Annotated in this window: 29 protein-coding genes; 16 read left to right on the top strand and 13 right to left on the bottom strand. The window is 64.9% G+C overall.

Annotation, left to right across the window (positions count from 1 at the left end; all coding sequences use genetic code 11):
- Positions 1-51: 51 nt before the first annotated feature.
- From rpmI to pheT, 6 genes are all read left to right on the top strand, one after another.
- Positions 52-255 carry a 50S ribosomal protein L35 gene (rpmI, locus tag SxD43FB_RS05405; protein WP_004208916.1) on the top strand — a complete coding sequence of 68 codons (204 nt, stop codon included), beginning with the start codon at positions 52-54 and terminating at the stop codon, positions 253-255.
- A 13-nt stretch (positions 256-268) separates the two neighbouring features.
- The gene (gene rplT, locus SxD43FB_RS05400) at positions 269-631 is read left to right on the top strand and encodes a 50S ribosomal protein L20 (protein WP_037474806.1); all 363 of its coding nucleotides are present in this window, start codon (positions 269-271) and stop codon (positions 629-631) included.
- Between the two features lie 191 nt (positions 632-822).
- Positions 823-1,437 carry a LysE family translocator gene (locus SxD43FB_RS05395; RefSeq protein ID WP_096061301.1) on the top strand — a complete coding sequence of 205 codons (615 nt, stop codon included), beginning with the start codon at positions 823-825 and terminating at the stop codon, positions 1,435-1,437.
- Positions 1,438-1,538: 101 nt separating this feature from the next.
- Positions 1,539-1,865, top strand: a complete 327-nt coding sequence (locus tag SxD43FB_RS05390) for a GIY-YIG nuclease family protein (protein ID WP_096061300.1) — start codon at positions 1,539-1,541, stop codon at positions 1,863-1,865.
- A 65-nt stretch (positions 1,866-1,930) separates the two neighbouring features.
- On the top strand, positions 1,931-3,022 hold the full coding sequence (pheS, locus tag SxD43FB_RS05385) for a phenylalanine--tRNA ligase subunit alpha (protein ID WP_096061377.1): 1,092 nt from the start codon (positions 1,931-1,933) through the stop codon (positions 3,020-3,022).
- The gene (pheT, locus tag SxD43FB_RS05380) at positions 3,019-5,436 is read left to right on the top strand and encodes a phenylalanine--tRNA ligase subunit beta (protein ID WP_096061299.1); all 2,418 of its coding nucleotides are present in this window, start codon (positions 3,019-3,021) and stop codon (positions 5,434-5,436) included. Before pheS ends, pheT begins: the two co-directional genes overlap by 4 nt.
- A gap of 91 nt (positions 5,437-5,527) precedes the next feature.
- Here pheT and SxD43FB_RS05375 read toward each other — a convergent pair whose 3' ends face one another.
- The gene (locus SxD43FB_RS05375) at positions 5,528-6,067 is read right to left on the bottom strand and encodes a hypothetical protein (protein WP_096061298.1); all 540 of its coding nucleotides are present in this window, start codon (positions 6,065-6,067) and stop codon (positions 5,528-5,530) included.
- Between the two features lie 121 nt (positions 6,068-6,188).
- On the opposite strand from SxD43FB_RS05375, the gene SxD43FB_RS05370 reads away from it, so the two are divergent.
- Both SxD43FB_RS05370 and SxD43FB_RS05365 read left to right on the top strand, forming a co-directional pair.
- Positions 6,189-7,073, top strand: a complete 885-nt coding sequence (locus tag SxD43FB_RS05370; RefSeq protein ID WP_096061376.1) for an aldose 1-epimerase family protein — start codon at positions 6,189-6,191, stop codon at positions 7,071-7,073.
- A gap of 143 nt (positions 7,074-7,216) precedes the next feature.
- A complete protein-coding gene (locus SxD43FB_RS05365; protein WP_096061297.1) occupies positions 7,217-8,794 on the top strand; it encodes a peptide chain release factor 3 in 1,578 nt (525 codons plus the stop codon).
- Positions 8,795-9,149: 355 nt separating this feature from the next.
- Here the strand turns inward: SxD43FB_RS05365 and SxD43FB_RS05360 are convergent, their stop codons facing one another.
- Genes SxD43FB_RS05360 through SxD43FB_RS25130 form a run of 8 tightly spaced genes read right to left on the bottom strand, consistent with a single transcriptional unit; the run spans position 9,150 to position 11,899 of the window.
- Positions 9,150-9,383: a hypothetical protein gene (locus SxD43FB_RS05360; RefSeq protein WP_096061296.1), complete on the bottom strand. Its 234-nt coding sequence runs from the start codon at positions 9,381-9,383 to the stop codon at positions 9,150-9,152.
- A gap of 29 nt (positions 9,384-9,412) precedes the next feature.
- Positions 9,413-9,664, bottom strand: a complete 252-nt coding sequence (locus SxD43FB_RS05355) for a hypothetical protein (protein ID WP_037474283.1) — start codon at positions 9,662-9,664, stop codon at positions 9,413-9,415.
- A 29-nt stretch (positions 9,665-9,693) separates the two neighbouring features.
- Positions 9,694-10,005: a hypothetical protein gene (locus SxD43FB_RS05350; protein ID WP_037474280.1), complete on the bottom strand. Its 312-nt coding sequence runs from the start codon at positions 10,003-10,005 to the stop codon at positions 9,694-9,696.
- A 27-nt stretch (positions 10,006-10,032) separates the two neighbouring features.
- Positions 10,033-10,323 carry a hypothetical protein gene (locus SxD43FB_RS05345; RefSeq protein ID WP_037474277.1) on the bottom strand — a complete coding sequence of 97 codons (291 nt, stop codon included), beginning with the start codon at positions 10,321-10,323 and terminating at the stop codon, positions 10,033-10,035.
- A gap of 30 nt (positions 10,324-10,353) precedes the next feature.
- On the bottom strand, positions 10,354-10,734 hold the full coding sequence (gene pspC / locus SxD43FB_RS05340) for an envelope stress response membrane protein PspC (protein WP_037474275.1): 381 nt from the start codon (positions 10,732-10,734) through the stop codon (positions 10,354-10,356).
- Between the two features lies 1 nt (position 10,735).
- Positions 10,736-11,002 (bottom strand): envelope stress response membrane protein PspB, encoded by a 267-nt coding sequence (gene pspB, locus SxD43FB_RS05335; protein ID WP_037474273.1) that lies wholly within the window; start codon positions 11,000-11,002, stop codon positions 10,736-10,738.
- A gap of 4 nt (positions 11,003-11,006) precedes the next feature.
- Positions 11,007-11,675: a phage shock protein PspA gene (gene pspA / locus SxD43FB_RS05330; protein ID WP_096061295.1), complete on the bottom strand. Its 669-nt coding sequence runs from the start codon at positions 11,673-11,675 to the stop codon at positions 11,007-11,009.
- Between the two features lie 47 nt (positions 11,676-11,722).
- Positions 11,723-11,899: a hypothetical protein gene (locus SxD43FB_RS25130; RefSeq protein WP_176482678.1), complete on the bottom strand. Its 177-nt coding sequence runs from the start codon at positions 11,897-11,899 to the stop codon at positions 11,723-11,725.
- A gap of 185 nt (positions 11,900-12,084) precedes the next feature.
- Here SxD43FB_RS25130 and pspF point away from each other — a divergent pair, with 185 nt between their 5' ends.
- Positions 12,085-13,107, top strand: a complete 1,023-nt coding sequence (pspF, locus tag SxD43FB_RS05320) for a phage shock protein operon transcriptional activator (RefSeq protein ID WP_037474268.1) — start codon at positions 12,085-12,087, stop codon at positions 13,105-13,107.
- Between the two features lie 197 nt (positions 13,108-13,304).
- Here pspF and SxD43FB_RS05315 read toward each other — a convergent pair whose 3' ends face one another.
- On the bottom strand, positions 13,305-14,183 hold the full coding sequence (locus SxD43FB_RS05315; RefSeq protein WP_096061293.1) for a 3-hydroxyacyl-CoA dehydrogenase NAD-binding domain-containing protein: 879 nt from the start codon (positions 14,181-14,183) through the stop codon (positions 13,305-13,307).
- A gap of 170 nt (positions 14,184-14,353) precedes the next feature.
- Between SxD43FB_RS05315 and SxD43FB_RS05310 the strand changes: the two genes are divergently transcribed.
- From SxD43FB_RS05310 to pal, 6 genes are all read left to right on the top strand, one after another.
- Positions 14,354-14,824: a YbgC/FadM family acyl-CoA thioesterase gene (locus SxD43FB_RS05310; RefSeq protein ID WP_096061292.1), complete on the top strand. Its 471-nt coding sequence runs from the start codon at positions 14,354-14,356 to the stop codon at positions 14,822-14,824.
- On the top strand, positions 14,821-15,528 hold the full coding sequence (gene tolQ / locus SxD43FB_RS05305; RefSeq protein WP_043152101.1) for a protein TolQ: 708 nt from the start codon (positions 14,821-14,823) through the stop codon (positions 15,526-15,528). Before SxD43FB_RS05310 ends, tolQ begins: the two co-directional genes overlap by 4 nt.
- Positions 15,529-15,634: 106 nt before the next feature.
- Positions 15,635-16,102 carry a protein TolR gene (gene tolR / locus SxD43FB_RS05300; protein WP_069065693.1) on the top strand — a complete coding sequence of 156 codons (468 nt, stop codon included), beginning with the start codon at positions 15,635-15,637 and terminating at the stop codon, positions 16,100-16,102.
- Between the two features lie 10 nt (positions 16,103-16,112).
- Positions 16,113-17,099: a cell envelope biogenesis protein TolA gene (locus SxD43FB_RS05295; RefSeq protein ID WP_096061291.1), complete on the top strand. Its 987-nt coding sequence runs from the start codon at positions 16,113-16,115 to the stop codon at positions 17,097-17,099.
- A complete protein-coding gene (tolB, locus tag SxD43FB_RS05290) occupies positions 17,096-18,430 on the top strand; it encodes a Tol-Pal system beta propeller repeat protein TolB (RefSeq protein WP_096061290.1) in 1,335 nt (444 codons plus the stop codon). Before SxD43FB_RS05295 ends, tolB begins: the two co-directional genes overlap by 4 nt.
- 119 nt (positions 18,431-18,549) lie before the next feature.
- Entirely contained in the window at positions 18,550-19,062 is a 513-nt protein-coding gene (gene pal, locus SxD43FB_RS05285) for a peptidoglycan-associated lipoprotein Pal (protein WP_096061289.1), read from the top strand.
- A gap of 459 nt (positions 19,063-19,521) precedes the next feature.
- Here pal and SxD43FB_RS05280 read toward each other — a convergent pair whose 3' ends face one another.
- The 3 genes from SxD43FB_RS05280 to SxD43FB_RS05270 all read right to left on the bottom strand — a co-directional run bounded on the left by SxD43FB_RS05280 (position 19,522) and on the right by SxD43FB_RS05270 (position 23,272).
- A complete protein-coding gene (locus SxD43FB_RS05280) occupies positions 19,522-19,974 on the bottom strand; it encodes a MarR family transcriptional regulator (protein WP_096061288.1) in 453 nt (150 codons plus the stop codon).
- A 102-nt stretch (positions 19,975-20,076) separates the two neighbouring features.
- On the bottom strand, positions 20,077-20,379 hold the full coding sequence (locus SxD43FB_RS05275; RefSeq protein ID WP_037474835.1) for a hypothetical protein: 303 nt from the start codon (positions 20,377-20,379) through the stop codon (positions 20,077-20,079).
- A 25-nt stretch (positions 20,380-20,404) separates the two neighbouring features.
- A complete protein-coding gene (locus SxD43FB_RS05270; protein ID WP_096061287.1) occupies positions 20,405-23,272 on the bottom strand; it encodes a pitrilysin family protein in 2,868 nt (955 codons plus the stop codon).
- A gap of 153 nt (positions 23,273-23,425) precedes the next feature.
- Between SxD43FB_RS05270 and SxD43FB_RS05265 the strand changes: the two genes are divergently transcribed.
- On the top strand, positions 23,426-25,048 hold the full coding sequence (locus SxD43FB_RS05265; RefSeq protein WP_096061286.1) for a M28 family metallopeptidase: 1,623 nt from the start codon (positions 23,426-23,428) through the stop codon (positions 25,046-25,048).
- The last annotated feature ends 3 nt before the right edge of the window (positions 25,049-25,051 follow it).

Here is a 25,051-nt window from a genome sequence, read left to right as displayed (position 1 = left end):
TAGGGCTGCCGGGGCTGTCTGTAATCGTCGCGCTACGCAAAGGAGACGAAAATGCCCAAGCTCAAGACCAAGAGCGGTGTGAAGAAGCGCTTCAAGTTCACCGCTTCCGGCAAGGTCAAGCACGGCGTCGCTGGCAAGCGTCACCGTCTGATCAGCCACAACGCCAAATATATTCGCCAGAACCGTGGTACTTCCGTGCTGTCCGATGCCGACGTGGCTCACGTCCGCCTCTGGGCGCCCTACGGCCTCAAGTAAGGATTAGGGACATATGGCACGCGTAAAACGGGGTGTAACCACCCGCGCCAAGCATAAGCGGCTTCTGGTACAGGCGAAGGGCTATTATGGCCGTCGCAAAAATACCATCCGTATCGCCCGTCAGGCCGTCGAAAAGGCCGGCCAGTACGCTTACCGCGATCGCAAGGTCAAGAAGCGCAGCTTCCGTGGCCTGTGGATTCAGCGCATCAACGCGGGTGTCCGCGCTGAAGGCCTGACCTATTCGCAGTTCATGCATGGCTTGAAGCTCGCCGGTGTGCAGTTGGACCGCAAGGTTCTGGCCGACATCGCGATGCACGAAGGCGAGGCGTTCAGCGCCATCATCGCCCAGGCCAAGGCTGCCCTGCCCGCAGCCTAAGGCCGATCGGTCGCAAGATCGTCAAAAGGGCGCCGGGGCAGATGCTTCCGGCGCCCTTTTTGTTTTCCCACCACCCCAATCCCCGTTCGGGCTGAGCTTGTCGAAGCCCCGCACTTTCTTGAAGAAAAAGCGGCCCTTCGACAGGCTCAGGGCGAACGGATGTGATGACCCGCCAGCGTGAGGACCACCCCATGTCGCTGCATCTCTGGTGGCTCTATGTCACCGCCGTCTTCCTCATCTCCGCCACGCCGGGGCCGAACATGCTGCATGTGATGACGCAGAGCATCCAGCACGGCCCGCGCAAGGCGATGGCGACGATGGCGGGCCTGATGAGCGCGGTGCTGCTGTGCCTCGCGGCTTCGGCGCTCGGCCTTGGCGCGCTGCTCAAAACCTCGCCGCGGCTGTTCGATGTGCTGCGCTATGCAGGCGTCGCCTATCTCGTCTGGCTGGGGATAAAGGCCTGGCGCGCACCGGTTGGCGCAGCCGCCGTCGCCGCACCCGCCCGTTCGCACCACGCCCTCTTTGCCACGGGCCTGCTCACGGGCCTCTCCAATCCCAAGCTCATCATCTTCGCCGCCGCGCTCTTCCCCCAGTTCATCGACACCGACCGCCCCTTCGGCGTCCAGCTCGCCATCCTGGTGCTGACCTTCGTGGTGATCGAAAGCTTCTGGTACAGCGTCTATGCGCTGGGCGGCCTGCGCCTCGCCCGCTGGCTCGCGCCCACCAACCGCCAACGCCTCTTCAACCGCGCGACCGGCGTCATGTTCATCGGCTTCGGCGGCGCGTTGCTGGGGGCGCGGGCGTAGGTTAAAGAGCATAGTCCGTCATCCCCGCCTCTCACTTTGTCATTCCCGCTCTCTATTTCCGTCATCCCCGCGAAGGCGGGGACCCATCTCCGGGGGCCTGTATGAAGCGCGAGATCAGCCCAACCGTCTATCTTCTGGCCAGTCGCAGGAACGGGACGCTCTACATCGGGGTCACATCCGACCTCGTAAAGCGACTCTATGAACACCGAAACGGCTTGATCGAAGGCTTCACCAAAGACTACGGCGTCAAGCGCCTGGTCTGGTTCGAACCGCATGACAGTATGGACAGCGCCATCCTGCGGGGGAAGCGGATCAAGAAATGGAACAGGCCGTGGAAGATCGCGCTTATCGAAGCCGGTAATCCCGACTGGGACGATCTGGCGCTGGGCTTTGGCTATGAACCTTTGCCTACTCTGCGCTGCGACTGACCGACAGGTCGGGAGATGGGTTCCCGCCTTCGCGGGAATGACGAGATGGTGGTGACAAGACAATGATGACAGACATTAGCGCATTGAAAGCCGGGCTGATCGCCGACATCGACGCCGCCGACACGCCGGACGCGGTGGAGGCGTTGCGGGTGGGGGCGTTGGGCAAGAATGGGGTCATTACCGGCCTGCTCAAGACGCTCGGCCCGATGTCGCCGCAAGAGCGGCTGGAGCAAGGCCCGCCGATTCAGGATCTGCGCGAATCCGTCACCGCCGCCATCGCCGCGCGCAAGGCTGCGCTCGAAAGCGCCGCGCTCGATGCGCGCCTGGCGTCGGAAAAGATCGACATGACCCTGCCCGCCGATCCGGCCCCGCAGGGTAGCGTCCACCCGGTCGCCCAAGTCATGGACGAACTGGCCGAAATCTTCGCCGATCTGGGCTTCTCCGTCGCCACCGGGCCGGAGATTGAGGATGACTGGCATAATTTCACCGCGCTCAACATTCCCGAGACGCACCCCGCGCGGGCGATGCACGACACCTTCTACTTCCCCGACGCGGAGGGGCAGAAGCGGATGCTGCTGCGCACCCATACCTCCCCGGTGCAGATCCGCACGATGATGACGACCCCCCCGCCGATCCGCATCATCGCGCCCGGCCGCGTCTATCGCAGCGATAGCGACGCGACCCACACGCCGATGTTCCACCAGATCGAGGGCCTCGTCATCGACAAGGGCATCACGCTCGGTCACCTGAAATGGACGCTGGAAACCTTCCTCAAGGCCTTTTTCGAGCGCGAGGATATCGTCCTGCGCCTGCGCCCCAGCTACTTCCCCTTCACCGAACCCTCGGTCGAGGTCGACGTCGGCTATACGCTCGCCAATGGCCAGCGCGTCATCGGCGGCGACGGCGATGCGCCCGATGGCGGCTGGCTCGAAGTGCTGGGCAGCGGCATGGTCAATCGCCGCGTGATCGAAAGCTGTGGCCTGAACCCCGACGAATGGCAGGGCTTCGCCTTTGGCACCGGGGTCGATCGGCTCGCCATGCTCAAATATGGGATGAACGACTTGCGTGCCTTCTTCGACGGCGACCTGCGCTGGCTCAAACATTATGGCTTCTCCGCGCTCGACGTGCCCACGCTCAGCGGAGGAGTAGGCGCATGAAGTTCACGCTCAGCTGGCTCAAGACGCATCTCGCCACCGATGCCGACCTGGCGACGATCCTCAAGAAGCTCAACGCCATCGGCCTGGAGGTGGACGGCGTCGACAACCCCGCCGAAAAGCTCGCCGCGTTCAAAATCGCGCGCGTGCTGACCGCCGATCCCCATCCGCAGGCGGACAAGCTGCAAGTGCTGACCGTAGACCATGGCGACGGCACCCCGTTGCAGGTTGTCTGCGGTGCCCCCAACGCCCGCGCAGGCTTGCTCGGCGTGTTCGGGACGGAGGGCGCGGTCGTGCCCTCCAACGGCTTGGTGCTGAAAAAGACGGCGATTCGCGGCGTCGATTCCAACGGCATGATGTGTTCCTCGCGTGAGCTGGAACTGGGCGACGATCATGACGGCATCATCGAACTGCCCGGCGACGCGCCGGTGGGACAGGCCTATGCCGACTGGGCGGGCCTCAACGACCCGGTCATCGACGTGTCGATCACCCCCAATCGCCAGGATTGCATGGGCGTGCGCGGCATCGCGCGCGATCTCGCCGCCGCTGGCCTTGGCACGCTCAACGCGCTGATCGTGCCGCCGATCACCGGCGTCGGCCCCGGCCCGGACGTGCGCACCGACGATGCCGAAGGCTGCCCCGCCTTCTATGCCCGCACCGTGCGCGGCGTGACCAATGGCGCTTCGCCCGAATGGATGGCGCGCCGGTTGAAGGCCATTGGCCAAAAGCCGATCAGCACCCTGGTCGACATCACCAACTATATCATGATCGACCTCGGCCGCCCGCTGCACGTCTATGACATGGCGAGCCTCACGGGCGGCCTGGTCGCGCGCAAGGGCAAGCCGGGCGAACAGGTGCTGGCGCTCAATGGCAAGACCTACACCGTCGATGACACGATGACCGTCATCGCCGACGAGGAAGCGGTCCACGATATTGGCGGCATCATGGGCGGCGAACATTCGGGCGCGCAGGATGGCACGACCGACGTGCTGATCGAATGCGCCTATTTCACGCCCGAACGGATTGCGATGACGGGGCAGAAGCTGAGCCTCACCTCCGACGCGCGCGGCCGCTTCGAACGCGGGGTCGATCCCGCCTTCCTCGACGATGGCCTGTCGATCGCCACCAGCCTGGTCATCCATCTGTGCGGCGGCACCGCCAGCGAACCGACGCGCGCGGGCAGCCCGCCACTCACCCCCAAGATCATCGACTATGATCCCGACCAGTGCCTGGCGCTGGCCGGTGTCGATGTCCCCGCCGACGAACAGAAGCGCATCCTGACCAATCTGGGCTTCACCGTCACCGGCGAGGCGGCGAGCTTCGATTATCAGGATGGCATGCCCGTCAGCCTGCCCGGCCATTGGGCCGTCACCGTGCCCAGCTGGCGCCGCGACGTCGATGGCTGGCCCGATCTAGTCGAGGAAGTGGTGCGCATCGTCGGCCTGGACCATGTGCCCTCGACCCCGCTGCCGCGTGTGCCGGGCGTCGCCCGCCCCACCGCCACGCCCGAACAATTGGTCGAACGGCGCGTGCGCCGCACGGCGGCTGCGCGCGGCCTGTCCGAAGCGATCAACTGGTCCTTCCTCTCCGAAAAGGAAGCCGCATCGGTCGGCGGCGGCGACTGGGTGCTGGCCAACCCGATCTCCGAAGACCTCAAGGTCATGCGCCCCTCGCTGCTGCCGGGTCTACTGTCCGCAACCCGCCGCAACATGGATCGCGGCGCCTCTTCGGTGCGCTTGTTCGAGCTTGGCCGACGCTATTTCAAACAGGACGAGCGCGCGACCGTCGGCTTCGTGCTGGCGGGCGATCAATCCCCGCGCGGCTGGCAAACCGGCAAGGCGCAGGCTTTCTCCGCCTTCGACGCCAAGGGCGAAGTCGTCGCCCTGCTCGCAGCGGCGGGCGCACCGGTCGCCAATCTGCAGAATTTCGGCGATGCGTCTGGCGCTTATCATCCCGGCCAGTCAGGCACGCTGCGCCTTGGCCCCAAGGTGATCCTCGCCGAATATGGCGTGCTGCACCCAGCCCTCGCCAAGCAGTTCGGCCTGAGCGGCACGATCGTCGCGGGCGAAATCTTCCTGGATGCCATTCCGGGCAAGCGCAAATCGGGCTTCATGCGCGCGCCCTACGCGCCGCCTGCGCTCCAGGCAGTGAAGCGCGACTTCGCCTTCGTCGTGCCGGAGCAACAGGAAGCCGACGCGCTGGTCCGCGCGGTAAAAGGCGCGGACAAGAAGGCGATCGTCGACGCCCGCTTGTTCGATGTCTTCACCGGACCGGGCGTCGAGGACGGCCATAAGAGCCTCGCCATCGAAGTCACGCTCCAACCCGGCGACAAAAGCTTCACCCAGGACGATCTCGACGCGATCAGCGCCGCTATCGTGAAAGCCGCCCAGAAGCTGGGCGGCATCCTGCGGAGGTAAATAGCCAGCCTGTTCCCCGGCGGAGGCCGGGGTCCAGTTCCACGCTCTGAACTGGACCCCGACCTTCGTCGGGGAACAGGCTCGAAACGGCTTATTTCTTATCATCGTCCTTCTTGGGCTTCGCCACCACCGGCGGCACGATCGGGGCGATCTTGCAGCCCTTGGCCGAAGCCAGCCCGCGCAGATAGCCGCGCCGCGCGATTCCCGCCGTCACCGCCGCCTGCAAGCGCCGCTCGGCCGGAGCCGCGCCGCTGATCTCCCGCACCAGCCCGCGAAACGGGATCAGCGAATTGACCACGGTCTTGCCGACCGCCGACGCGATCTTGCCGGTGCGATTTTCGTTCGCATCCTTGCCCGCGACGAAATCATCGCCCAGCACCGCGTTCAACTCGCCCAGCCCCCGGTTCAACCCGGTGCAGGTGCGCGACGGCGGCGACGCATAGGGATTCTCGACCGCCTTGAGCAGCACCGGCGGAATTTCGTCCTTCTCAAGCCCGATGTCGCGCACCGGCTGGCTGGCGATCTCGCCCGCCCGGTCCAGCGTATCGTCCCTTGGCTTGTCCTTGTCCTGCGCCAGCGCGGTCCCCGACAACAGCAGGGACAGGGTGGCAGCAGCGATAAATGATTTCATGATATTTCTCCCGATCGCCAAACCAGCGACCAGGGGTTTCAGTTCCCAGACGAAACGATTGCCGGGGCAGACAGGCCCATGCCGCGACGCTATGGGGGGCGGGACAGCCCAGGAGCCGCCCTTGTCCGACGCCCTTATCGCCATCGCCTCGCCCGCTTTGTCCGCCACCATCAATCCGCTGGGGGCCGAACTCTGGTCGCTTCGGGACACGCAAGGCCGCGACCTGATGACCGATGCCGATCCGCGCTGGTGGACCGGCCACGCGCCGCTACTCTTCCCGTTCGTCGGCCGGTCGCGCGGCGATGTCTATCGGCTGGACGGGCAGTACTATCCCATGCCGCAACATGGCTTTGCCCGCCGCAGCGCCTTCGCGGTCGTGGAGCAGGGCGACGACAGCGCGCTATTCCGGCTGGAGGCGGACGACGCCAGTCGCGCCATCTACCCCTTCGACTTCCGCCTCGACATGGCGTTCGCGCTGACCGACGCCACGCTGCATATGACCGCCACCGTCGCCAATCGGGGCGACACAGTCATGCCCTTCGCCTTTGGCTATCACCCCGCCTTCGCCTGGCCGCTGCCCTATGGCGGCCGCGCGGAGGATCATCGCATCATCTTTGAAGCGCCCGAACCCGCGCCGATCCGCACGGTCGGCGACGAACCCGGCCTCATCGCCCACGAACATGCGCCCTCCCCGGTTACGGGCGACAGCCTCGCCCCCACCCATGATATGTTCGCGGGCGACGCGCTGATCTGGGACGACCTGGCCAGCCGATCGCTCCTCTGGGGCGTCCCCGGCCAACCCCGGCTGCGGATCGACTTTCCCGACACGCCCTGGCTCGGCCTGTGGCAAAAGCCCGGCGCGCATTATCTCTGCGTCGAACCCTGGGCCGGGATGGCGGACCTGGTCGGGTTCGAGGGCGACGTCTGGGCCAAGCAGGGCATCATGGCGCTCCCCCCCGGCAACGCCCGCAGCTTCCGCATGGACGTCAGCCTTGTGGACGTGTAACGGCGCAACTCAGTTTCCGTTCGGGCTGAGCTAAGTCGAAGCCTTCCACTGAACGCAGTGAAGTGCCTCGCCTCCGCTCGGCATGGCCCTTCGACTTCGCTCAGGGTGAACGGGTTTAGTTACTCCCGACCCAGAAAATCATCATGACCACCCCATCCCGCCGCACCTTCGCGATCATTTCCCACCCTGACGCCGGCAAGACCACGCTGACGGAAAAGCTGCTGCTGGAAGGCGGCGCGATCCATCTGGCGGGTGAGGTCAAGGCGCGCGGGGCGAACCGCCGCGCCCGGTCGGACTGGATGAAGATCGAGCAGCAGCGCGGCATTTCCGTCACCTCCTCGGTCATGACGTTCGAGCGGACGCGCGATGGCGAAACCATCACCTTCAACCTGCTCGACACGCCGGGGCATGAGGATTTCTCCGAAGATACCTATCGCACCCTGACCGCCGTCGACAGCGCCGTCATGGTGATCGACGCGGCCAAGGGCATCGAGCCGCAGACCCGCAAATTGTTCGAGGTTTGCCGCCTGCGCAACCTGCCCATCATCACCTTCGTCAACAAGGTCGATCGCGAAGGCCGCGAAACCTTCGGCCTGCTCGACGAGGTTGCCGACCAGTTGCAGCTCGACGTCTGCCCGATGAGCTGGCCGGTCGGCATGGGCGGCGAGTTCGAAGGCATTTACGACTTCGCCACCAACCGCCTGATGCAGCCGACCGGCCCGTCCAAGGAATTTGACGGCACCCGCCATCAGTTTACCGGCCTCGATGATCCCAAACTCGGCGAATTCCTCTCCCCCCGCGCGCTCGAACGGCTGCGCGAGGAAGCGGAACTGTCGCAGGGCGGCTATGCCAGCTTCGACCTCGACCGCTATCGGCAGGGCGACCTGACCCCGGTCTATTTCGGCTCGGCGCTCAAATTGTTCGGCGTCACCGAATTGATCGACGCGCTCGCCGCTCATGCGCCGCCGCCGCGCGCGCAACCGGCCGACCCCGCCGCGGTCGAACCCGACGCCAGCGAAGTCACCGGCTTCATCTTCAAGGTGCAGGCCAATATGGACCCGCAGCATCGCGACCGCATCGCCTTCATGCGCCTCGTCTCAGGCAAGTTCAAACGCGGCATGAAACTGACGCCGTCAGGCTCCGGCAAGCCGCTCGCGGTCCATTCGCCGATCCTGTTCTTCGCGCAGGATCGCGAACTGGCGGACGAGGCCTTCCCCGGCGATATCATCGGCATCCCCAATCATGGCGCGCTGCGCGTCGGTGATACGCTGTCGGAGAAGCCCGGCCTGCGCTTCACCGGCCTGCCCAATTTCGCGCCCGAAATCCTGCGCCGTGTACAATTGAAAGACCCGACCAAGACCAAGCAGTTGCGCAAGGCGCTGGACGACCTGTCCGAAGAGGGCGTGATCCAGGTCTTCTATCCCGAAATCGGCAGCCAATGGATCGTCGGCGTCGTCGGCCAGCTCCAGCTCGAAGTGCTGATCTCGCGGCTTGATGCCGAATATAAGGTCGCCGCCGTGCTGGAAGCCTCACCCTTCGACACCGCCCGCTGGATCGGCGGCGACGACGCGGCGATCAAGGAGATGGTCTCCTACAACAATGCCAACATGGCCAAGGATCGCGACGATAATCTCGTCTTCATGGCCCGAAGCGCCTGGGATATCGGCTACCAGCAGGAACGCCACCCCAAAGTCACCTTCAGCGCCACGCGCGAACGGTAAGGCACCCTCGACCCGTTCGTCCTGCCATTGTTCCCCGGCGGAGGCCGGGGCCCAGTTCAGGGCGTGGGACTGACCCCGGCCTTCGCCAGGGAACGCTAAGCCCATATTCTACTTGACGTTTTTCGACCTAGAGCATGATGACTTTAAGTCGCATCACTCCGTTCGCCCTGAGTAGGGGCTGAGCTTGTCGAAGACCCGTATCGAAGGGTCGGCTGCGCTTTATATCCTTCGATACGCCATTTCGACTTCGCTCAATGCCTGTCCTGAGCGCCTGCCTTGGCAGGCAGTCGAAGGGGCTACTCAGGACGAACGGTTCTGAGTAAAGTCATCACACTCTAAGCCCGCCCAGTGCGCCTCACAAATCAACCCCCGCCGCGATCGCCTCCAGCTTGCGGATGCGTTCCTTGAGGTCGGCGACTTCGATCCGCGCGACCGCCGATGGCGGCGCGGCGTCATCGGTCGCACGGGTCAGTTCGGCGCGCTTCAAGGCCAGCCAACCGTCCCAGCCGCGCAAGGCCGCCACCGCGATGATCGCCACGCCCGCCAGGGTGGTGAGCGCCATGGCCAGATAAAGATAAGGGTCCTGCATATGTGCCTCCCTGTCGACGCGAACCGCGCTTAGTCGCGGTCCCGCAGCTTTTCGAATTCCCGCTCCAGCGCAGTGGAGCCATCGGTCGCCAGCCGTTCCAGCACCGCGACCCGCTCTTTCAGCCCCTTGACCTCGGCGCGCAGCCTTTCGGTGTCGGGGTCCGGCCCGCGTGCGACCAGCGTTTCGCCCTTGTCGTGCCGGACCACGCCGTAACGCGCGCGGATGACGCTGGCGATGGCGGTGATCGCGACGATGGCGACGACCATTTCAAACGGTCCCATTCCCTTAACTCCCTGTTCTTATGCCGGGATCAGTTGGCGACGCCGCGCAGCTGCTCGATCTCGCGGGTCAGCTGGTGGCTTTCGTCGGTGACGATCCGCTCGACCACGGCTAGCCGGTCCTTCATCGACCCGATCTCGGCGCGCAGCTGGGCATTTTCCTGGCTCAGCAATTTGATGCGCTCGACCATTTCCTCGTTTTTTTGCGGATAGATCGGCTTGCCCCAGCTATTTTCCAGCGGGTAGCCATTTTTCACCCGCAACCAGGTGGTGAATATCCAGCCGCCAATAGCAAGCGCGCCCAGGATCATTCCGACTTGCGCAAAATCTTCAAATGGAAACATCGTCTCTACTCCCTTGCCGGCTGCGCCTCAGCGCAGCGCCTCGATTTCGCGCGCTGTGCGGGTGGCGGGATCGGTGGCGATCCGCTCCAGCACGGCGATGCGTTCCTCCAGGCGGCTGATCTTGCCCACCAGCTTTTCGTTTTCGCGCGACAGAAGGTCGATTTTTCGACCAGCGGCGGCGTCCGTTCGATCAACGGTGCCGGTCCATTCATTTTCCACCGGATAGCCGTGCCGGGCACGGACCCAGGTGGTGAACATCCAGCCCAAAGTCGACATCGCGATGATCGCCAGAACAAAGAAAGGTCCACCGACATTCATGATTAGTCTCCCTGTTTTGCCCCAGGCTGCTTAGCGCAGACGATCGATTTCATCGGCCAGGCGCGTGTTGCGGCTGGTATAATAGATTTCGATGTCCGCGAGGCGGCGATCGATATCGCGGAACTTGGACCGGACGTCGCGGGTGGAGCGGGTCGGATTGGTCCGCACGCCCTGCCAGAATTTCTCGTCATCGCGATCGGCATAGAGGCCCGATGGCTTGTTGTCGGCGAAATAGGCAGCGGCGAAATAGGCGATCAGCGTCCAGGGGAAGGCCCCCATCAGCGTCACCAGCACCGCGCCGACGCGGACCCACACGACGTCGATCCCGCTATAGTCGGCAATGCCGGAACAGACGCCCATCCATTTGCCGTCGGCCTTGTTGAGGTAGAATTTGGTGCGGCGGGCGGTCATGTCAGTTTCTCCGGTCGAAGGTGAATTCGCCCGGCTCCTGCGGACGATGCGGGCGGAAATCGGGGTTGTCGGCGGCGACGATCCGTTCGACCGTCTGCAGCCGCTCTTCCATCCGACGGGCGAGAAGGTGGAGTTCATCCAGCAGCTTCTCATCCTCGTCGGTGATCTTGGGGGCCTGCTTCCACTTGGTGACATAGTGGAAGATCAGCCACGGCATGCCGATGAACAACATGCCGCAGACGATGATGGGCAGAAAAATCTCTTCCATCGGATCAGTCCCCCTTGTTCATGCTGGCCTTGAGCGCGGCGAGGTCGGCATCCACCTTGTCGGCGGAGCGCAACTCGGCAATCTCTTCTTCCAGCGTCTTGGGCGCGCTGCCCAGGTCCATCGCGTCGGCGCGGCCTTCGGCCATGTCGACCCGGCGTTCCAGCAGGTCGAAACGCGCAAACGCCTCATTGACCTTCTCGCCGGCATAGGCTTCGCGCACGCGCAGGCGGTTTTCCGCGCTCTGCATCCGGGTGACCAGGCTGTTCTGGCGCACGCGGGCTTCGCGGAGCTTCGCCTGCAGCTTGGCGATATCCTCTTCGGCGGCGCGCAGCGCTTCGTCCAGCGTCTCGATCTCATGGGTCAGATGCTCGGCCATGTCGGTCGCCTTCTGCCGTTCGACGAGCGCCGCCTTGGCCAGGTCTTCGCGATCCTTGGAAAGCGCAAGCTGCGCCTTTTCGGTCCAGCTGTCCTGCAACGCGGTCAGCTTGGCGATGTGGCGGCGCATTTCCTTCTGGTCGGCGATGGTGCGGGCGGCGGACGCGCGCACTTCGACCAGGGTTTCCTCCATTTCGAGGATGATCATGCGGATCATCTTCGCCGGATCTTCCGCCTTGTCGAGCAGGTCGGTCACATTGGCGGCGATGATGTCGCGGGTGCGGGAAAAAATACCCATTTTAACGTCACTCCTGGTCTTGGCTATTTTCGGACAACCCCGTCGGCTTACGCCAGATAGCGCGGGGTTGCCGGATTGTGGGTTTCGCTGGCGAGGATCGGGATTTCGCTGGCGCGGGCCGGGCCGACAGCTGCCAGGATCAGGGTCGATCCTACCAGCAGGGCGGCGACGGCGACCGACATCAGTTGGCCGATTTCGCGAACGCTGTTGCTGTTGTCTTCCATTTTATACACTCCCTGAACCTTGGCCTTCATCGATTTCCGCGATTATTTGCGGATTGCCCATAGCATTGCAGGGGCCGTGCCAAATTGCCGAAAGACACGGATTTCCGCCATTTTTGCTCGTTCATTTCGGTCGAGCGTGGAATTTCGCTTGCGACAAGGTGGGAAATTTCACCATAAGTTGGTGTATGGAGAAAACGACCCATTTCGTCGGCCAGTCATTGGCCTTTCTCGACGCCGTCGAACTGGCGGGGCGCGCGGCCGAACTCAACCGCCCGGTGCTGGTGATCGGCGAGCGCGGGACCGGCAAGGAGCTGATCGCCGAGCGGCTGCATCACCTCTCCCCGCGCTGGGGCGAACCCTTGATCGTCATGAACTGCGCCGCGCTGCCCGAAACCCTGATCGAAGCTGAATTGTTTGGCCATGAACAGGGTGCCTTCACCGGCGCCAACCGCGCGCGGCCCGGCCGGTTCGAGGAAGCCGATGGCGGCACGCTGTTCCTCGATGAACTCGGCACCCTGTCGATGGCGGCGCAGGAACGGCTGTTGCGCGTCGTCGAATATGGCGAAGTCACCCGCATCGGCGCATCAAAACCGCTGCGCGTCGATGTCCGCATCGTCGCAGCGACCAATGACGATCTGCCCGCCGCCGCCGATGCCGGGCGCTTCCGCCCCGATCTCCTCGACCGGTTGAGCTTCGAAGTCATCACCCTGCCGCCGCTGCGCGCGCGCGAGGGCGATGTGCCGGTGCTGGTCGATCATTTCGGGCGGCGCATGGCCGCCGAACTCGCCTGGCCGCAATGGCCGGGCTTCGACGCGGCGACGCTGGCGGAACTCGAAGCCTATGCCTGGCCCGGCAATGTCCGCGAATTGCGCAACGTGATCGAGCGCGCCGTCTATCGCTGGGATGCGCCGACCCGCCCGATCAGCCGCATCACCTTCGACCCCTTCGCCTCGCCCTGGAAGCCCAAGCCGCTCATGCCCCGCGCCGCCGACCCCTGCGACCCGCCCGTGCCGACCGCCCAAGCCGCCGCCGCGTCGGTCGACGATATTTGCGACCTGCGCGCCGCCGTCGACGCCTATGAATCCGCGATCATCACCGCCGCCCTCGACCGCTACCGCTTCAACCAACGCGCCACCGCCAAGGGCCTCGGCCTCACCTACGACCAACTGCGCCACTGCATGAAGAAGCATAGCCTGAGCGCAGGCTAAATCCTCCCCGGCACGGGGAGGGGGACCGCCGCGCAGCGGTGGTGGAGGGGGCGTGCAACAGGGCGCATATCCTCGCCCACCCCTCACCCGTCATCCTGACGAAAGTCAGGATCCATTAGCCGCTACGTCGCCTCGACGCCCCTAAGGTTGCGCCCATGGATCTCAGCTTCCGCTGGGATGACGGTGAAACCCCCCCCTCACCGCGTCGGCACAGGCTCCGCGCCCGAATAATCGTAGAAGCCCCGCCCCGTCTTGCGGCCATACCAGCCCGCCTCGACATATTTCACCAGCAGCGGGGCGGGGCGATATTTGGGGTCGCCCGTGGTGCTGAGGAACACGTTGAGAATTTCCAGCGCCGTATCCAGCCCGACGAAATCGAGCAGCGTCAGCGGCCCCATCGGGTGATTGAGCCCCAGCTTGCAGCCCATGTCGATATCGACCACGCTACCCACGCCCTCGCCCAGCACAAACACCGCTTCGTTCAGCATCGGCAGCAGGATGCGGTTGACGACGAAGCCCGGCGCGTCGAACGCCTGCACCACCGTCTTGCCGATCCGCCCGGCAAAGCCTTCGACCGCCGTCACCGTCTCCGGCGTGGTGGCGAGGCCGCGAATGACCTCGACCAACACCATCACCGGCACCGGATTGAAGAAATGCACACCGACAAAGCGCCCCGCATCGGGTGCGGCCTGCGCCAGCCGGGTAATCGGAATGGACGATGTATTGGTCGCCAATATCGCATCCTCGGCCAGCAACGGCCCGACATTGGCGAAGATCGCGCGCTTCACTTCCTCGCGCTCGGTCGCCGCCTCGATCACCAGCTGCGCGTCGGCCAGCGGCGCGATCTCGCCCACCGGCCGGATGCGCGCCAATGCCGCATCGGCATCGGCCTTGCTGATCTTCTCCTTCTCGACCGCCCGCGCCAGCAGCTTGGCGATCCCCGCCAGCCCCTTTTCCGCGCGGGGCAGGTCGATGTCCGACAGGATCACGTCATAGCCCGCCTGCGCCGCCACCTGCGCGATGCCAGCGCCCATCTGTCCCGCGCCGATCACGCCTACCGTGCGAATATCCGTCATGTTGCTCTCTCTCCGTGGCTCAACTCGTCCTCCTCATCCTAGCGCCCCGCCCCGCCGGGGGCCAGAGCGGCCCACTCCGCAAAAAGCGCAGGCGACAAAATGCGCCTGTTGCGCGGGGGAAGGACGTTTCGGCCTTTGCCTCGACCGCGCGCCATGGTTAAAAGCCCGCCATGATTGTTGCCGAAATGATGCCCTCTCCCGCGACCGGACGCTTCATCGCGGCCGTGCATCATTTCCCGCTGCGCATCTATTTCGAGGATACCGACCTGTCGGGCCTCGTCTATCACGCCAATTATCTGCGTTATATGGAGCGCGCCCGGTCCGACATGCTGCGCCTGGCACAGATCGACCAGCGCGCCGCGCATGAAGGCGGCACCGGCGTCTATGCCGTCACCGACCTGCAGATCCGCTATCGCCGCCCCGCCCGGCTGGATGACGACCTGATGGTGGTCAGCCGCGTGGCTCAGGTGAGCGCAGCGACCTGCACCATTCATCAGTCAGTCATGCGCGGCGACGAACAGTTGACCGACGCCAGCATTTGCGTTGCATGGCTGACGCTACAGGGCCGCCCGCAACGGCAACCCAAAGCCTGGACCGACATTTTCAGCCGCCTTTGCCAAGGGGAAGACCTCCACCCATGACCCTCAACCTGCCAGACGTCGCCGCGGTGGCCGACGCCGCCACCATTTCCCCGCTGGCCCTGTTCCTTCAGGCCGACATCGTCGTGAAGGGGGTGATGCTGGGCCTGTTGCTGGCCAGCATCTGGACCTGGGCGATCATCATCGGCTTTTCGGTCAGCCTGCGCCGCGCCAGCAAGGAAAGCCGCAAGTTCGAGGCCGATTTCTGGAAGGCGGAGGATATCGACCGTTTCTACGAAACCCGTGGCAAGGTGGAGCATCCCGCGGCCAAGGTGATGGCGGCGGGCGTCACCGAATGGCGGCGCTCGACCGCGCAGAAGGTGGTCGATCGCGACGGCACGCGCGACCGGCTCGCCACCGCCATGTCCAGCACCATCGCCGCCGAAATCGACCGGCTGTCCGACCGGCTCAACATATTGGCGACGGTCGGCTCGGTCGCGCCCTTCGTCGGTCTGTTCGGCACCGTCTGGGGCATCATGCGCGCCTTCACCGCGATTGCGGCCGAACAGAATAGCTCGCTCGCCGTCGTCGCGCCGGGCATTGCCGAGGCCTTGTTCGCCACCGCCATCGGGCTTTTTGCGGCCATCCCGGCGGTCATCGCCTATAACCGCTTCAGCCACGGCATAAACCGCCTCGAATCCGCCCTCACCCGCTTCGCCGACAGCTTCTACGCGACCCTGAGCCGCGAACTGGAGGCCCAGCGATGAGTGCTTCCGTCATCCCAGCGAACGCTGGGATCTCCCTTTTCTTCCGCGCGCCAACGCTCAAGATGCCAGCCTGCGCTGGCATGACGACCAAGCGAGCCCCCCGCTAATGGCCATGTCCGGCCCTCCCTCCGCCCGCCGGGGTCGCGGCCGCGCGCCCATGGCCGACATCAACGTCACGCCGCTGGTCGACGTCATGCTGGTGCTGCTGATCATCTTCATGGTCACCGCCCCGCTGCTGGTGACCGGCGTGCCAGTCAACCTGCCCGAAACCCGCGCCAAGGGGCTGGATCAGGACGCCAAGCCCACTGTCGTCTCCATCGACCGCGACGGCGCGACCTATGTCGATGAGGATGCCGTGGCGGATATCGACCTGCCCGACCGCCTCGCCGAAATCGTCGCCGCCAATGCGGGCAAGCCCGAAGCGCCGCAAATCTTCCTGCGCGCCGACAAAGGGCTGGATTATGGCCGGGTCATGCGCGTCATGGCCGAACTCAACCGCGCCGGCCTGAACAAAGTGTCGCTGGTCTCGTCGCCCGACGATGCAGCCAGCGACGGTTCAGGCGAGAGGCCGTAGGGCAAGCCGGATGGAGCGCGCGGAAAAGATTGGTTTGGGCGTCGCGACGGCGGGGCATGTCCTGTTGTTCGGGCTGTTGTCGGCCGGATTCCTGGCGACCCCCAACCCGTTGAAGCTCAAGACCCCGCCGATGGAAGTCTCGATGGTGGACGAAGTCGCGCTGCAATCGACCGCGCCGCAAATCTCGACCGCCCCGCCCCCGCCCAGCATCGCGCCGGAGCAGGGACCAACTGAGGATGCCGCGCCCGCGCCGGAACCGGAACCCGCGCCCGAACCGACGCCGCAGCCGACACCCAAGGAGGTCGCGAAACCCGCGCCTGCCAAGCCCCAGCCTGCCCCGAAAAAGCCTGCGCCCGCCAAGAAGGAAGTGGCCAAGGCGAAACCCAAGCCCGCGCCCGAAAAGCCGACGCCCAAGGCCAAGCCCGCCCCCGCCAAGCCCAGCCCGGCCAAAGCCAAGACGGACACAAAGGCGAAGGCAGACGCGAAGCCCGCTGCCAAGGCATCGACCAAATCGACCGCCAAGCCCAAGGCCGACGCCCCCGCGCGCGCCTCCGGCCAGGGCAAGGCGGACAAGCCCAAAGGCTCGCTGCTCGGCAAGGATTTCCTCAAGGGGATCGACACCAATGCCGACGCGCCGCGTCGCCCGCCCGCCCCCGCGCCTGCCGCCGCCATGGGTCCGGCGCAGAAATCGGCGCTCGACGCCGAATTGCGCCGCCAGTTGAAGCCGCACTGGCGTCCGCCTTCCGGGGCGGACGCCGACAAGCTCGTCACTCTGCTCGAAGTACGGCTCGACAAGAGCGGCGCGGTCATCGGCACGCCGCAGGTGATCGACCAGCTCGGCGTCACCGCCAGCAACCGGCCACAGGCCAAGCTCCATGCCGAACGCGCGATCCAGGCGGTGAAGCTCGCTTCCCCGTTCCGCAACATGCCACCCGAATTTTACGACCAATGGAAATGGCTCCGGCCACTCCGCTTTGACGCGAGGCTGAACCGATGAAACCCACCCTGCTCCGCCGCCTGCAGCTGGCGACCGCCGCGCTGCTCGCCTTCACCGCCCTGCCTGCCCAGGCCCAGCTATCCGTCGATGTCACCGGCGAGATCGACAGCAATGTCAAGGTCGCGGTCCCGCCCTTGCCCGCGCAGCAGGAGGTCGCGACCCCCGCCGGGTCCGCGACCGAGCTTGGCCGCAAGATCGCCGAAGTCATCGCGGCCGACCTCAAGGGCTCGGGCCTGTTCGACCCGTCGGGTCCGGGCGGCCTGCCGGTCATTCCCTTTGCCGAAGTCACCTTCCCCCAATTCGACAAATGGGGCGCCTATCAGGCGCTGGTTCAGGGCTTCGTCCGCACCAGCGGCGGCGAATCCGACATCACCGTCGGCTGCTATCTCTACGACGTCGCGCTCAAGCAGGAACTCACCCGCCAGGGCTTCGTAGTTGCACCGCGCGACTGGCGGCGTGCCGCGCATAAATGCGCCGACGCCATCTATGCCCGCCTGTCGGGCGAAAGCCCCTTCTTCGACAGCCGCATCGCCTATATCGCCGAAAGCGGCCCCAAGGGCGCGCGCGTCAAGCGTCTCGCCATCATGGACAGCGATGGCGCGAACCACCGCTTCATCACCAATGGCCAGTCGATGGCGCTCACCCCGCGCTTCTCGCCCGACTATAAATCGATCCTCTATGTCAGTTATCTGGGCAGCCGGGTCCGCCTCTATGTCTATGACATCGGTGCCGGGCAGCAGCGTCTGGTGACCGAAAGCAACAACCCCACCTTCGCCCCGCGCTGGTCGCCCGATGGCCGCAACATCCTCTTCTCGATGGCAGTGGCGGGCAATACCGACATTTATCGCATCGGGGCCAATGGCGGAACGCCGGTGCGCCTCACCACGTCGCCCGGCATCGATGTCGGCGGCAGCTATTCGCCGGACGGCAGCCAGATCGTCTTCGAAAGCGATCGGTCGGGCGGGCAGCAACTCTATATCATGAACGCCGACGGCTCGAACCAGCGCCGCATCAGCCATGGCGGCGGCCGCTATGCGACGCCCGAATGGAGCCCGCGCGGCGATCTCATCGCCTTCACCAAAATGTCGGGCGACTTCAAGATCGCGGTGATGACGCCCACCGGCGACAATGAGCGTATCCTGACCAATGGCTGGCAGGATGAACAGCCCACCTGGTCGCCCAATGGCCGCGTGCTGCAATTCTTCCGCACTACGCCGGGCCGCCAGGGCGCGAGCCAGGTGTGGCAAGTCGACCTGACCGGCGTCAACGAACGCCGCATCCCCACGCCCTTGAGCGGCTCCGATCCCGCCTGGGGACCGTTGCTGCCCTGATTATCGCCCTTCCCGCCTGTCGCTACGGAACCCATTCGTCTTGACAGCGTAACGAACTTCACGGAGCCTGCCTGCGTCCCGATCCGAGCGCAGGCAGCGCTGAAACAAGGAGACACGCAATGACATTGTCCCGCACCCTTCTGATGGCCACCGCCATCATCGCACTCGCCGCCTGCTCGAAAAAGCCGCCGGCCGAACTCCCCCCCGCCCCCGGCGGCACCGACACCAGCATGCCCAGCGGCCCGATGACGCCAACCGGCCCGGTCAAGGGCAGCCAGGAAGATTTCGTCGCCTCGGTCTCCTCCGACCGCATCTTCTTCGCGCTCAATGAATATGACATCGACGCGCAGGATCAGGCAACGCTCCAGAGCCAGGCCGCCTGGCTCCAGCAGAACCCCGCTGTCCGCGTCACGATCGAGGGTCATGCCGACGAACGCGGCACCCGCGACTATAATATCGCGCTCGGCGAACGCCGCGCCAACGCCGCGAAAAACTATCTCGCCTCACTGGGCATCGATTCGGGCCGCATCACCACCGTCAGCTACGGCAAGGAACGCCCCGCCGCCCTCGGCTCGGACGAAGCCTCCTGGGCGCAAAACCGCCGCGCAGTAACGGTAACGATCCAATATTGATCGCCCTTACGCGCTGATAGAAAGGCCCGCCCGTCCCCCGACCGGCGGGCCTTTTTGTGGGAGGAACGCTAGAGCGTGATGACTTTACTCAGAACCGTTCGTCCTGAGTAGCCATTGAGCGAAGTCGAAATGGCGTATCGAAGGATATAAAGCGCAGCCGACCCTTCGATACGGGTCTTCGACAAGCTCAGCCCCTACTCAGGGCGAACGGAGTGATGCGACTTAGAGTCATCATGCTCTAGGCCCCTACCCTCCAAGGGTAGGGTAATTGCATATGGCACCCAACCTATCCAAAGTCGTCACCCTGAACTTGTTTCAGGGTCCATCTCTCCCCACGAGCCGCCGTTTTCGGGGCACGATGGATGCTGAAACAAGTTCAGCATGACGAAGTAAAATCCCGTCATTCCCGCGAAGGCGGGAACCCATCTCCCAACCCAAAACCCCGGCGAGACGGTGAGGTCACTCCACCCCAGCCCGCTGCTCCGCCATCCGCAAACTCAGCAATCCCAGCAACTCGACCCCAACCTCCACCGCACCATCGGGCAGTCCGCTGAGCAATCCCGCACGCACTTCCGCCAGCCGCGCCGCGATCTTCTCAGCCAGCGCCTTGCCCGCCTCCGTCAGCGCCAACCGATTGGACCGTTTATCATCGGGATCGGCAATCCGCTCGATCCACCCGGCGACCTGCAACTGGTCCAGCGTCCGCACCAGCGACGGTGGGCTGATATCCAGCAACAGCGCCAGTTCCGCCTGTCGCGGCGGCTCCCCAAGCTGGTCGAGATGCACCAGGCACCATCCCGCGCTGCTCGACACGCCGAACTGCGCCAGCGCCGCATCCCCCATCTGCCGCCAGCCGCGCGCGACCGGAGCCAGCAAATGCAATAAAGCCAATTCCTGTTCCGCGTCCGCCATAATAGTTAGATAGCTAACTAATTAAATTGGCACAAGTCGCAACCTATGTCTCCTTCGCTGTCCGCTTTGGGGGTTCGGGCAGCACCCGAACCCCCAAACCCCTCAGGCCCGCCGCGTCCCCGTAAAGGCCGAAGCCCCGAACGCGCCCAGCTGCATCGTGCCGGTAATCGCATCGCCACTGACCGTCGCTTCGCATTCCAGCGTCATCGGCATCGGCATGGTCATTTCCATCTTCCAGGTCAGCACGTCGCCCGCGACCTTGCCATCGACCACGTCCAGCGACCCCATCATCCCGGCAAAGGTGCCGTTGAACCGGTCGCCATTGCTGATCACGGTGAAGACGCCATTCTGGTCGCCCATCGGCGTCTTGGCCACGCAATCATAAGCGCCATCGACAGTTGCCATCTTATTCACTCCTTTAGGTTTTTTCTCAGTCAGCCAGGGTGCCGTTTTCGACCGGCAAGCCGACCGCGTCAAGCTGTGGCCGCACCAGTTTCGCATCGCCCACCACGACCCAGATCAGCCCGTCGGCATTGATCGCCTCGCGCGCCGCCTTGTCGAAATCGGCCGCCGTCATCGCCCGGTAGATTTTGGGCAGCGTCTCATAAAAATCATCCGCCCGCCCGATCAGGTCGTTGCGCATCATCGCCCCCAGCAGGTCCGACGAGGTTTCGAAACTGCCCGGCAAGGACAGGATCTGGCCATTGATCGTCTGGTCGCGCTCGGCCTTGGTCGTGCCCTTGGTCGTCAGGAAATCCTTGATGTCCTGCCGCGCCGCGATGATCGACTCGCCCGTCTTGTCGCTCTGCACCGGCGCATAGACCAGCAGCGGGATCGTGTCCTTGACGCCGGGCAGTGCCGTCCCCGCGCCATAGGCCCAACCCTTGGTCTCGCGCAGATCCATGGTCAGCCGCGACGTCGTGCTGCCGCCCAGCACCTCATTGGCGGACTGGAGCGTGACCGGATTGTCGGTGCCCTTCTTGGCGGTCAGCACACCCGCCAGGATCATCGACTGCGGGCTTTGCGGCTTGTCGATCAGGATGATCCGCGCCGGGCGTGCCATCCGGTCCATGCGGAACAGCTTGGTCCCCTTCGCCGCCGCCGGGGCCTTCCAGTCGCCAAAGCGTTTTTCCAGCAAGGGCAGCAATTCGGTCAGAGTCGTGTCGCCGGTCACGAAAATCTTGGCATTGTCGGGCCGCAGCCAGCCGTCATGAAAGGCGACCAGATCGGCCCGCGTCACCGCCTTGACCCCGCTCTCGGTGCCCGACCCGGTGAACGGAATGCCATAGGGATGCGCCGTGCCATAGAGCAAGGGCGGCAGCATACGCTGGGCGATCGCCATCGGCTCGGTCTTCTCCGCCGCGATCCGGGTCAGCATCTGCCCGCGCAGCCGCTCGACCTCCGCCGGGGCAAAGGCCGGATTGCGCACCACATCGGCCAGCAGGCCAAGCGACGCATCCAGATTGGGCTTGAGCGCGAACAGGCCGACCGTCGTGCGGTCCATGCTGTTGCCCGCGCTCACCGCCGCGCCCAGCCGCTCCTGCTCCTGCGCGATGGTGAGCGAACTGCGGGTCTTGGTCCCTTCGTCCAGCAACGCCGTGGTCAGCGCCGCCGTGCCCAGCTTCGTCCGGTCATCGGCGGCATTGCCCGCATCGAACGCCACCGACACCCGCACCGTCGGCACCGTGGCGCGGCGCGCGAAGACGACCGGGATGCCGTTGCTGAGCTTGGCATGTTCGACCGGCGGAAAGTCGAGGTCAGCGACCGGCTCGATTGGCGGCTCGGCAATCTTGGTCGGCTTGGGCGGCGTTGCGGCCGTGGGCGCAGGCGCATCGGGATCGCGGAAATAAGCGGGTTGCATCGTCGCATTGCCCGCCAGCGCATTATCCGCCGCCGTCCGCTCGCCCGGTGCCACCGTCAGGCGGAACACGGGCCGTCCCAGCCATTTGCGCGCGGCTTCCGTCACCTGTGCCGGGGTCGCAGCGGCATAGGCGGCCAGATCCTTCTTGTAGGTCGCCGGGTCATCCGAATAGACCGCCCCCTCGGCCAGCGTCACCGCCTTGCCGGAAAAGCCGCCGACTTGCTCCAGGCCCGAAATCGTCCCCGCCACCCGCTGGGTCGCGGCGCGCTGCACCTCGTCGGCGCTTGGCCCCTTGGCCAGATAATCGGCCAGCAGTTGGTCGAGCCGCTTGCCCACGGCCACCGCATCTTCGCCCGGCTTCACGTCCACCGTGATCTCGGCGATGCTCAGCTTTTCGAACGGCTGGACATTGGCCTTGACGCCCACCGCCACCTTCTCGTCGCGCACCAGCGTCGTATAGAGCCGCGACGATCCCAGCCCGCCAAATACGGACAAGGCGAGATCAAGCGCAGGCAGGTCCGCGCCATTGACGCCCGGCACCACCCAGTTGCGATAGAGCCGGGTCGCCGCGACATTATCCTTCATCAGCTTCTCGACATCCTTGTCGAGCGTCGGGACGGTCGCGTCCACATCCTGCGGCGGCGGCCCGGCGGGGATGTTGCCGAACCAGCGTTCCACCTTCTTCTTCGCGGTCGCCATGTCGATATCGCCCGCCAGCACCAGCACCGCATTGTTCGGGCCATAATGCGTCTTGAACCACATCTGCACATCGGCCAGGCTCGCGGCATTCAGGTCCGCCATCGACCCGATGGTGGAGTGGCGATAGGGATGGCCTTCGGGCAGCAGCGCGGCGAGCTGCGCATATTCGACCAGGCCATAGGGCTGGTTCTCGCCCATCCGCTTTTCATTCTGGACGACGCCGCGCTGGGTATCCAGCTTCGCCTGCGTCACCGCGCCCAGCAAATGGCCCATCCGGTCGGATTCCAGGAACAGTGCCCGGTCGAGCGCGCCGGTCGGCACCGTCTCGAAATAATTGGTGCGATCAAACCAGGTCGTCCCGTTCCAGTCGGTCGCGCCAATATCCTCCAGTCGCCCGAAGAACGGCCCGTCAGCATTTTCCGACCCATAGAACATCAGATGTTCGAACAGATGGGCAAAGCCGGTCTTGCCCGCAGGCTCGAAGCGCGACCCGACATGATACCAGACCGACACCGCCACCACCGGCGCCTTGCGGTCGGTATGGACGATGACGCGCAACCCGTTCTTCAGCGTGAACTCTTCATAGGGAATGTCGACCGCCGACACGAGGCTGGAAAGTGGCGCGGGCGCAGCGACGGCGGCAGCGCCCTGCGCCACCGCTTGCGTTACGGGCGTCATCGCCAGCATGGACAGACCGATCAGCAAAGGCAGGCGGCGCGGCAGGGAAGACAGGATCATGAAGGAGCCTTCTGACAAAAGCAGCGGGGTGAAACCGCCCGCAGGATGGCGCTAGAATAGCGGGGCGTTTTAGCAGCGCAATACGCATACGGCTGGACAGCGCGAACCGCGACGATAGGTTCCGCTCCATCATCGACGTTAAAAGAGTAACCCATGCGCTTTCGCCTTCCCGTCCTCGTCTCCCTGCTTGCCCTCGCCGCCCCGGCTTTCGCTCAGGAACCGACCTTCTCGCCCGACGCGATCCGCGCCGACGTGACATTCCTCGCCGACGACCTGCTCGAAGGACGCGACGCGGGCACGCGCGGCTATGACATCGCCGCCCGCTTCGTCGCCGCCCGCTTTGCGGCGCTCGGCCTGACCCAAGCGGTCAAGGATAGCTGGTATCAGCCGGTCACGCTGGCATTGGCCGATCTCGACAAGAGCGCACCCGCCGCGCTCACCATTGGCGGCCAGCGTTTCGCCAATGGCACCGATGTCGCCATCGGCGGCTTCGGCCGCGAAGCCAAGCAGAGCATCGCCGCCGGGGCCGTGTTCGTCGGCTATGGCCTGCAATCGGACCGCGAGAAGATCGACGATTATGCCGGGCTGGACCTAAAGGGCAAATTCGCCGTCGCCCTCTCCGGCTCACCCGTCGGCATGCCGAGCGAAGTCGGCGCGCATCTTGCCGCTGAAAAGGCGCTGGCGGCGCAGAAGGCCGGGGCCATCGGCCTCATCACCCTGCCCAGCCCCAGCCTGCTCGCCCGCATGCCCTGGGACAAGTTGCGCGAGCGCAGCAACGATCCGGTCGTCAGCTGGATCGACGGGCAGGGCCAGCCCTATGTCCGCACGCCTGCCATCCGCGCCACGGCCACGGTCCATGGCCCGGCCGCCGACGCGCTCTTCGCCGGATCGCGCGGCAGTCTCGCCGCCATCCTGAAGCAGGCGGGCAAGAAGGGCGGCCGCCCCAAGGGCTTTGCCCTCAAGCCGCTCGTCACGCTGGAGCGCGCCAGTTCCGTCAGTACCGCTCCCTCGGCCAATGTGCTGGCCGTGCTGCCCGGCTCCGATCCGGCGCTCGCCCATGAATATGTGCTGCTGATGGCCCATCTCGACCATAATGGCGTCAAGGACAGCGCGAAGGGCGACGACAAAATCTATAACGGCGCGATGGACAATGCATCGGGCACCGCGACCATGCTGGCGGTGGCGAAGGCCTTTACCGAAGGCGGCGCACGGCCCAAACGCTCGATCCTGTTCGCTGCCGTCACCGCGGAAGAGGACGGCCTGCTCGGCTCGCAATATCTCGCCAAACATCCGGTCCTGCCCGCAGGCGGCAAGCTGGTCGGCGTCGTCAATCTCGACATGCCGATCCTGACCTATGATTTTCAGGATGTCGTGGCCTTTGGCGCGGAACATTCGACGCTCGGCCCGATCGTCGACCGCGCCGCCCAATCGGTCGGCGTCGCCCTCTCGCCCGATCCGCTGCCTGCCGAAGGCCTCTTCACCCGTTCCGACCATTATCGCTTCGTGCAGGAAGGCGTGCCCGCCGTGTTCCTGATGACCGGTTTCGCCGGGCCAGGCAAAGCCGCGTTCGAACATTTCCTCAAGACCCAATATCACCAGCCATCCGACCAGATCGACCTGCCTTTCAACTGGGATGCCGCCGCGAAATTCGCCCGCGTCAACTATGCCATCGCCCGCCAGATCGCCGACGCGCCGGAAGCACCATGCTGGTATGCGCAGGATTTCTTCGGCGACGCCTTTGCCGCTGAGCAGCCCAAGGCGCCGATGCCCAAATAAGTC

The sequence above is a fragment of the Sphingobium sp. D43FB genome (genome assembly GCF_002312805.1).
In the GTDB taxonomy this organism is placed as follows: Bacteria; Pseudomonadota; Alphaproteobacteria; order Sphingomonadales; family Sphingomonadaceae; genus Sphingobium.
Note: the sequence above shows the minus strand (reverse complement) of the source record. Positions and strands in the feature narration are given on the sequence as shown.

Bases quoted from the DNA above. Each gene is read 5' to 3' on its own strand.
- SxD43FB_RS05270 (WP_096061287.1), bottom strand. From the start codon at position 23,272: ATGATCCTGTCTTCCCTGCCGCGCCGCCTGCCTTTGCTGATCGGTCTG.
- SxD43FB_RS05275 (WP_037474835.1), bottom strand. From the start codon at position 20,379: ATGGCAACTGTCGATGGCGCTTATGATTGCGTGGCCAAGACGCCGATG.
- SxD43FB_RS05350 (WP_037474280.1), bottom strand. From the start codon at position 10,005: ATGTTTCCATTTGAAGATTTTGCGCAAGTCGGAATGATCCTGGGCGCG.
- SxD43FB_RS05310 (WP_096061292.1), top strand. From the start codon at position 14,354: ATGATTGTTGCCGAAATGATGCCCTCTCCCGCGACCGGACGCTTCATC.
- SxD43FB_RS05280 (WP_096061288.1), bottom strand. From the start codon at position 19,974: ATGGCGGACGCGGAACAGGAATTGGCTTTATTGCATTTGCTGGCTCCG.
- pspF (WP_037474268.1), top strand. From the start codon at position 12,085: ATGGAGAAAACGACCCATTTCGTCGGCCAGTCATTGGCCTTTCTCGAC.
- pspB (WP_037474273.1), bottom strand. From the start codon at position 11,002: ATGGAAGAGATTTTTCTGCCCATCATCGTCTGCGGCATGTTGTTCATC.
- SxD43FB_RS05390 (WP_096061300.1), top strand. From the start codon at position 1,539: ATGAAGCGCGAGATCAGCCCAACCGTCTATCTTCTGGCCAGTCGCAGG.
- SxD43FB_RS05360 (WP_096061296.1), bottom strand. From the start codon at position 9,383: ATGCAGGACCCTTATCTTTATCTGGCCATGGCGCTCACCACCCTGGCG.
- tolR (WP_069065693.1), top strand. From the start codon at position 15,635: ATGGCCATGTCCGGCCCTCCCTCCGCCCGCCGGGGTCGCGGCCGCGCG.
- SxD43FB_RS05355 (WP_037474283.1), bottom strand. From the start codon at position 9,664: ATGGGACCGTTTGAAATGGTCGTCGCCATCGTCGCGATCACCGCCATC.
- SxD43FB_RS05295 (WP_096061291.1), top strand. From the start codon at position 16,113: ATGGAGCGCGCGGAAAAGATTGGTTTGGGCGTCGCGACGGCGGGGCAT.
- SxD43FB_RS05395 (WP_096061301.1), top strand. From the start codon at position 823: ATGTCGCTGCATCTCTGGTGGCTCTATGTCACCGCCGTCTTCCTCATC.
- SxD43FB_RS25130 (WP_176482678.1), bottom strand. From the start codon at position 11,899: ATGGAAGACAACAGCAACAGCGTTCGCGAAATCGGCCAACTGATGTCG.
- SxD43FB_RS05345 (WP_037474277.1), bottom strand. From the start codon at position 10,323: ATGAATGTCGGTGGACCTTTCTTTGTTCTGGCGATCATCGCGATGTCG.
- tolB (WP_096061290.1), top strand. From the start codon at position 17,096: ATGAAACCCACCCTGCTCCGCCGCCTGCAGCTGGCGACCGCCGCGCTG.
- pspC (WP_037474275.1), bottom strand. From the start codon at position 10,734: ATGACCGCCCGCCGCACCAAATTCTACCTCAACAAGGCCGACGGCAAA.
- pheS (WP_096061377.1), top strand. From the start codon at position 1,931: ATGACAGACATTAGCGCATTGAAAGCCGGGCTGATCGCCGACATCGAC.
- SxD43FB_RS05315 (WP_096061293.1), bottom strand. From the start codon at position 14,183: ATGACGGATATTCGCACGGTAGGCGTGATCGGCGCGGGACAGATGGGC.
- SxD43FB_RS05365 (WP_096061297.1), top strand. From the start codon at position 7,217: ATGACCACCCCATCCCGCCGCACCTTCGCGATCATTTCCCACCCTGAC.
- rpmI (WP_004208916.1), top strand. From the start codon at position 52: ATGCCCAAGCTCAAGACCAAGAGCGGTGTGAAGAAGCGCTTCAAGTTC.
- pal (WP_096061289.1), top strand. From the start codon at position 18,550: ATGACATTGTCCCGCACCCTTCTGATGGCCACCGCCATCATCGCACTC.
- tolQ (WP_043152101.1), top strand. From the start codon at position 14,821: ATGACCCTCAACCTGCCAGACGTCGCCGCGGTGGCCGACGCCGCCACC.
- rplT (WP_037474806.1), top strand. From the start codon at position 269: ATGGCACGCGTAAAACGGGGTGTAACCACCCGCGCCAAGCATAAGCGG.
- SxD43FB_RS05265 (WP_096061286.1), top strand. From the start codon at position 23,426: ATGCGCTTTCGCCTTCCCGTCCTCGTCTCCCTGCTTGCCCTCGCCGCC.
- SxD43FB_RS05375 (WP_096061298.1), bottom strand. From the start codon at position 6,067: ATGAAATCATTTATCGCTGCTGCCACCCTGTCCCTGCTGTTGTCGGGG.
- pspA (WP_096061295.1), bottom strand. From the start codon at position 11,675: ATGGGTATTTTTTCCCGCACCCGCGACATCATCGCCGCCAATGTGACC.
- pheT (WP_096061299.1), top strand. From the start codon at position 3,019: ATGAAGTTCACGCTCAGCTGGCTCAAGACGCATCTCGCCACCGATGCC.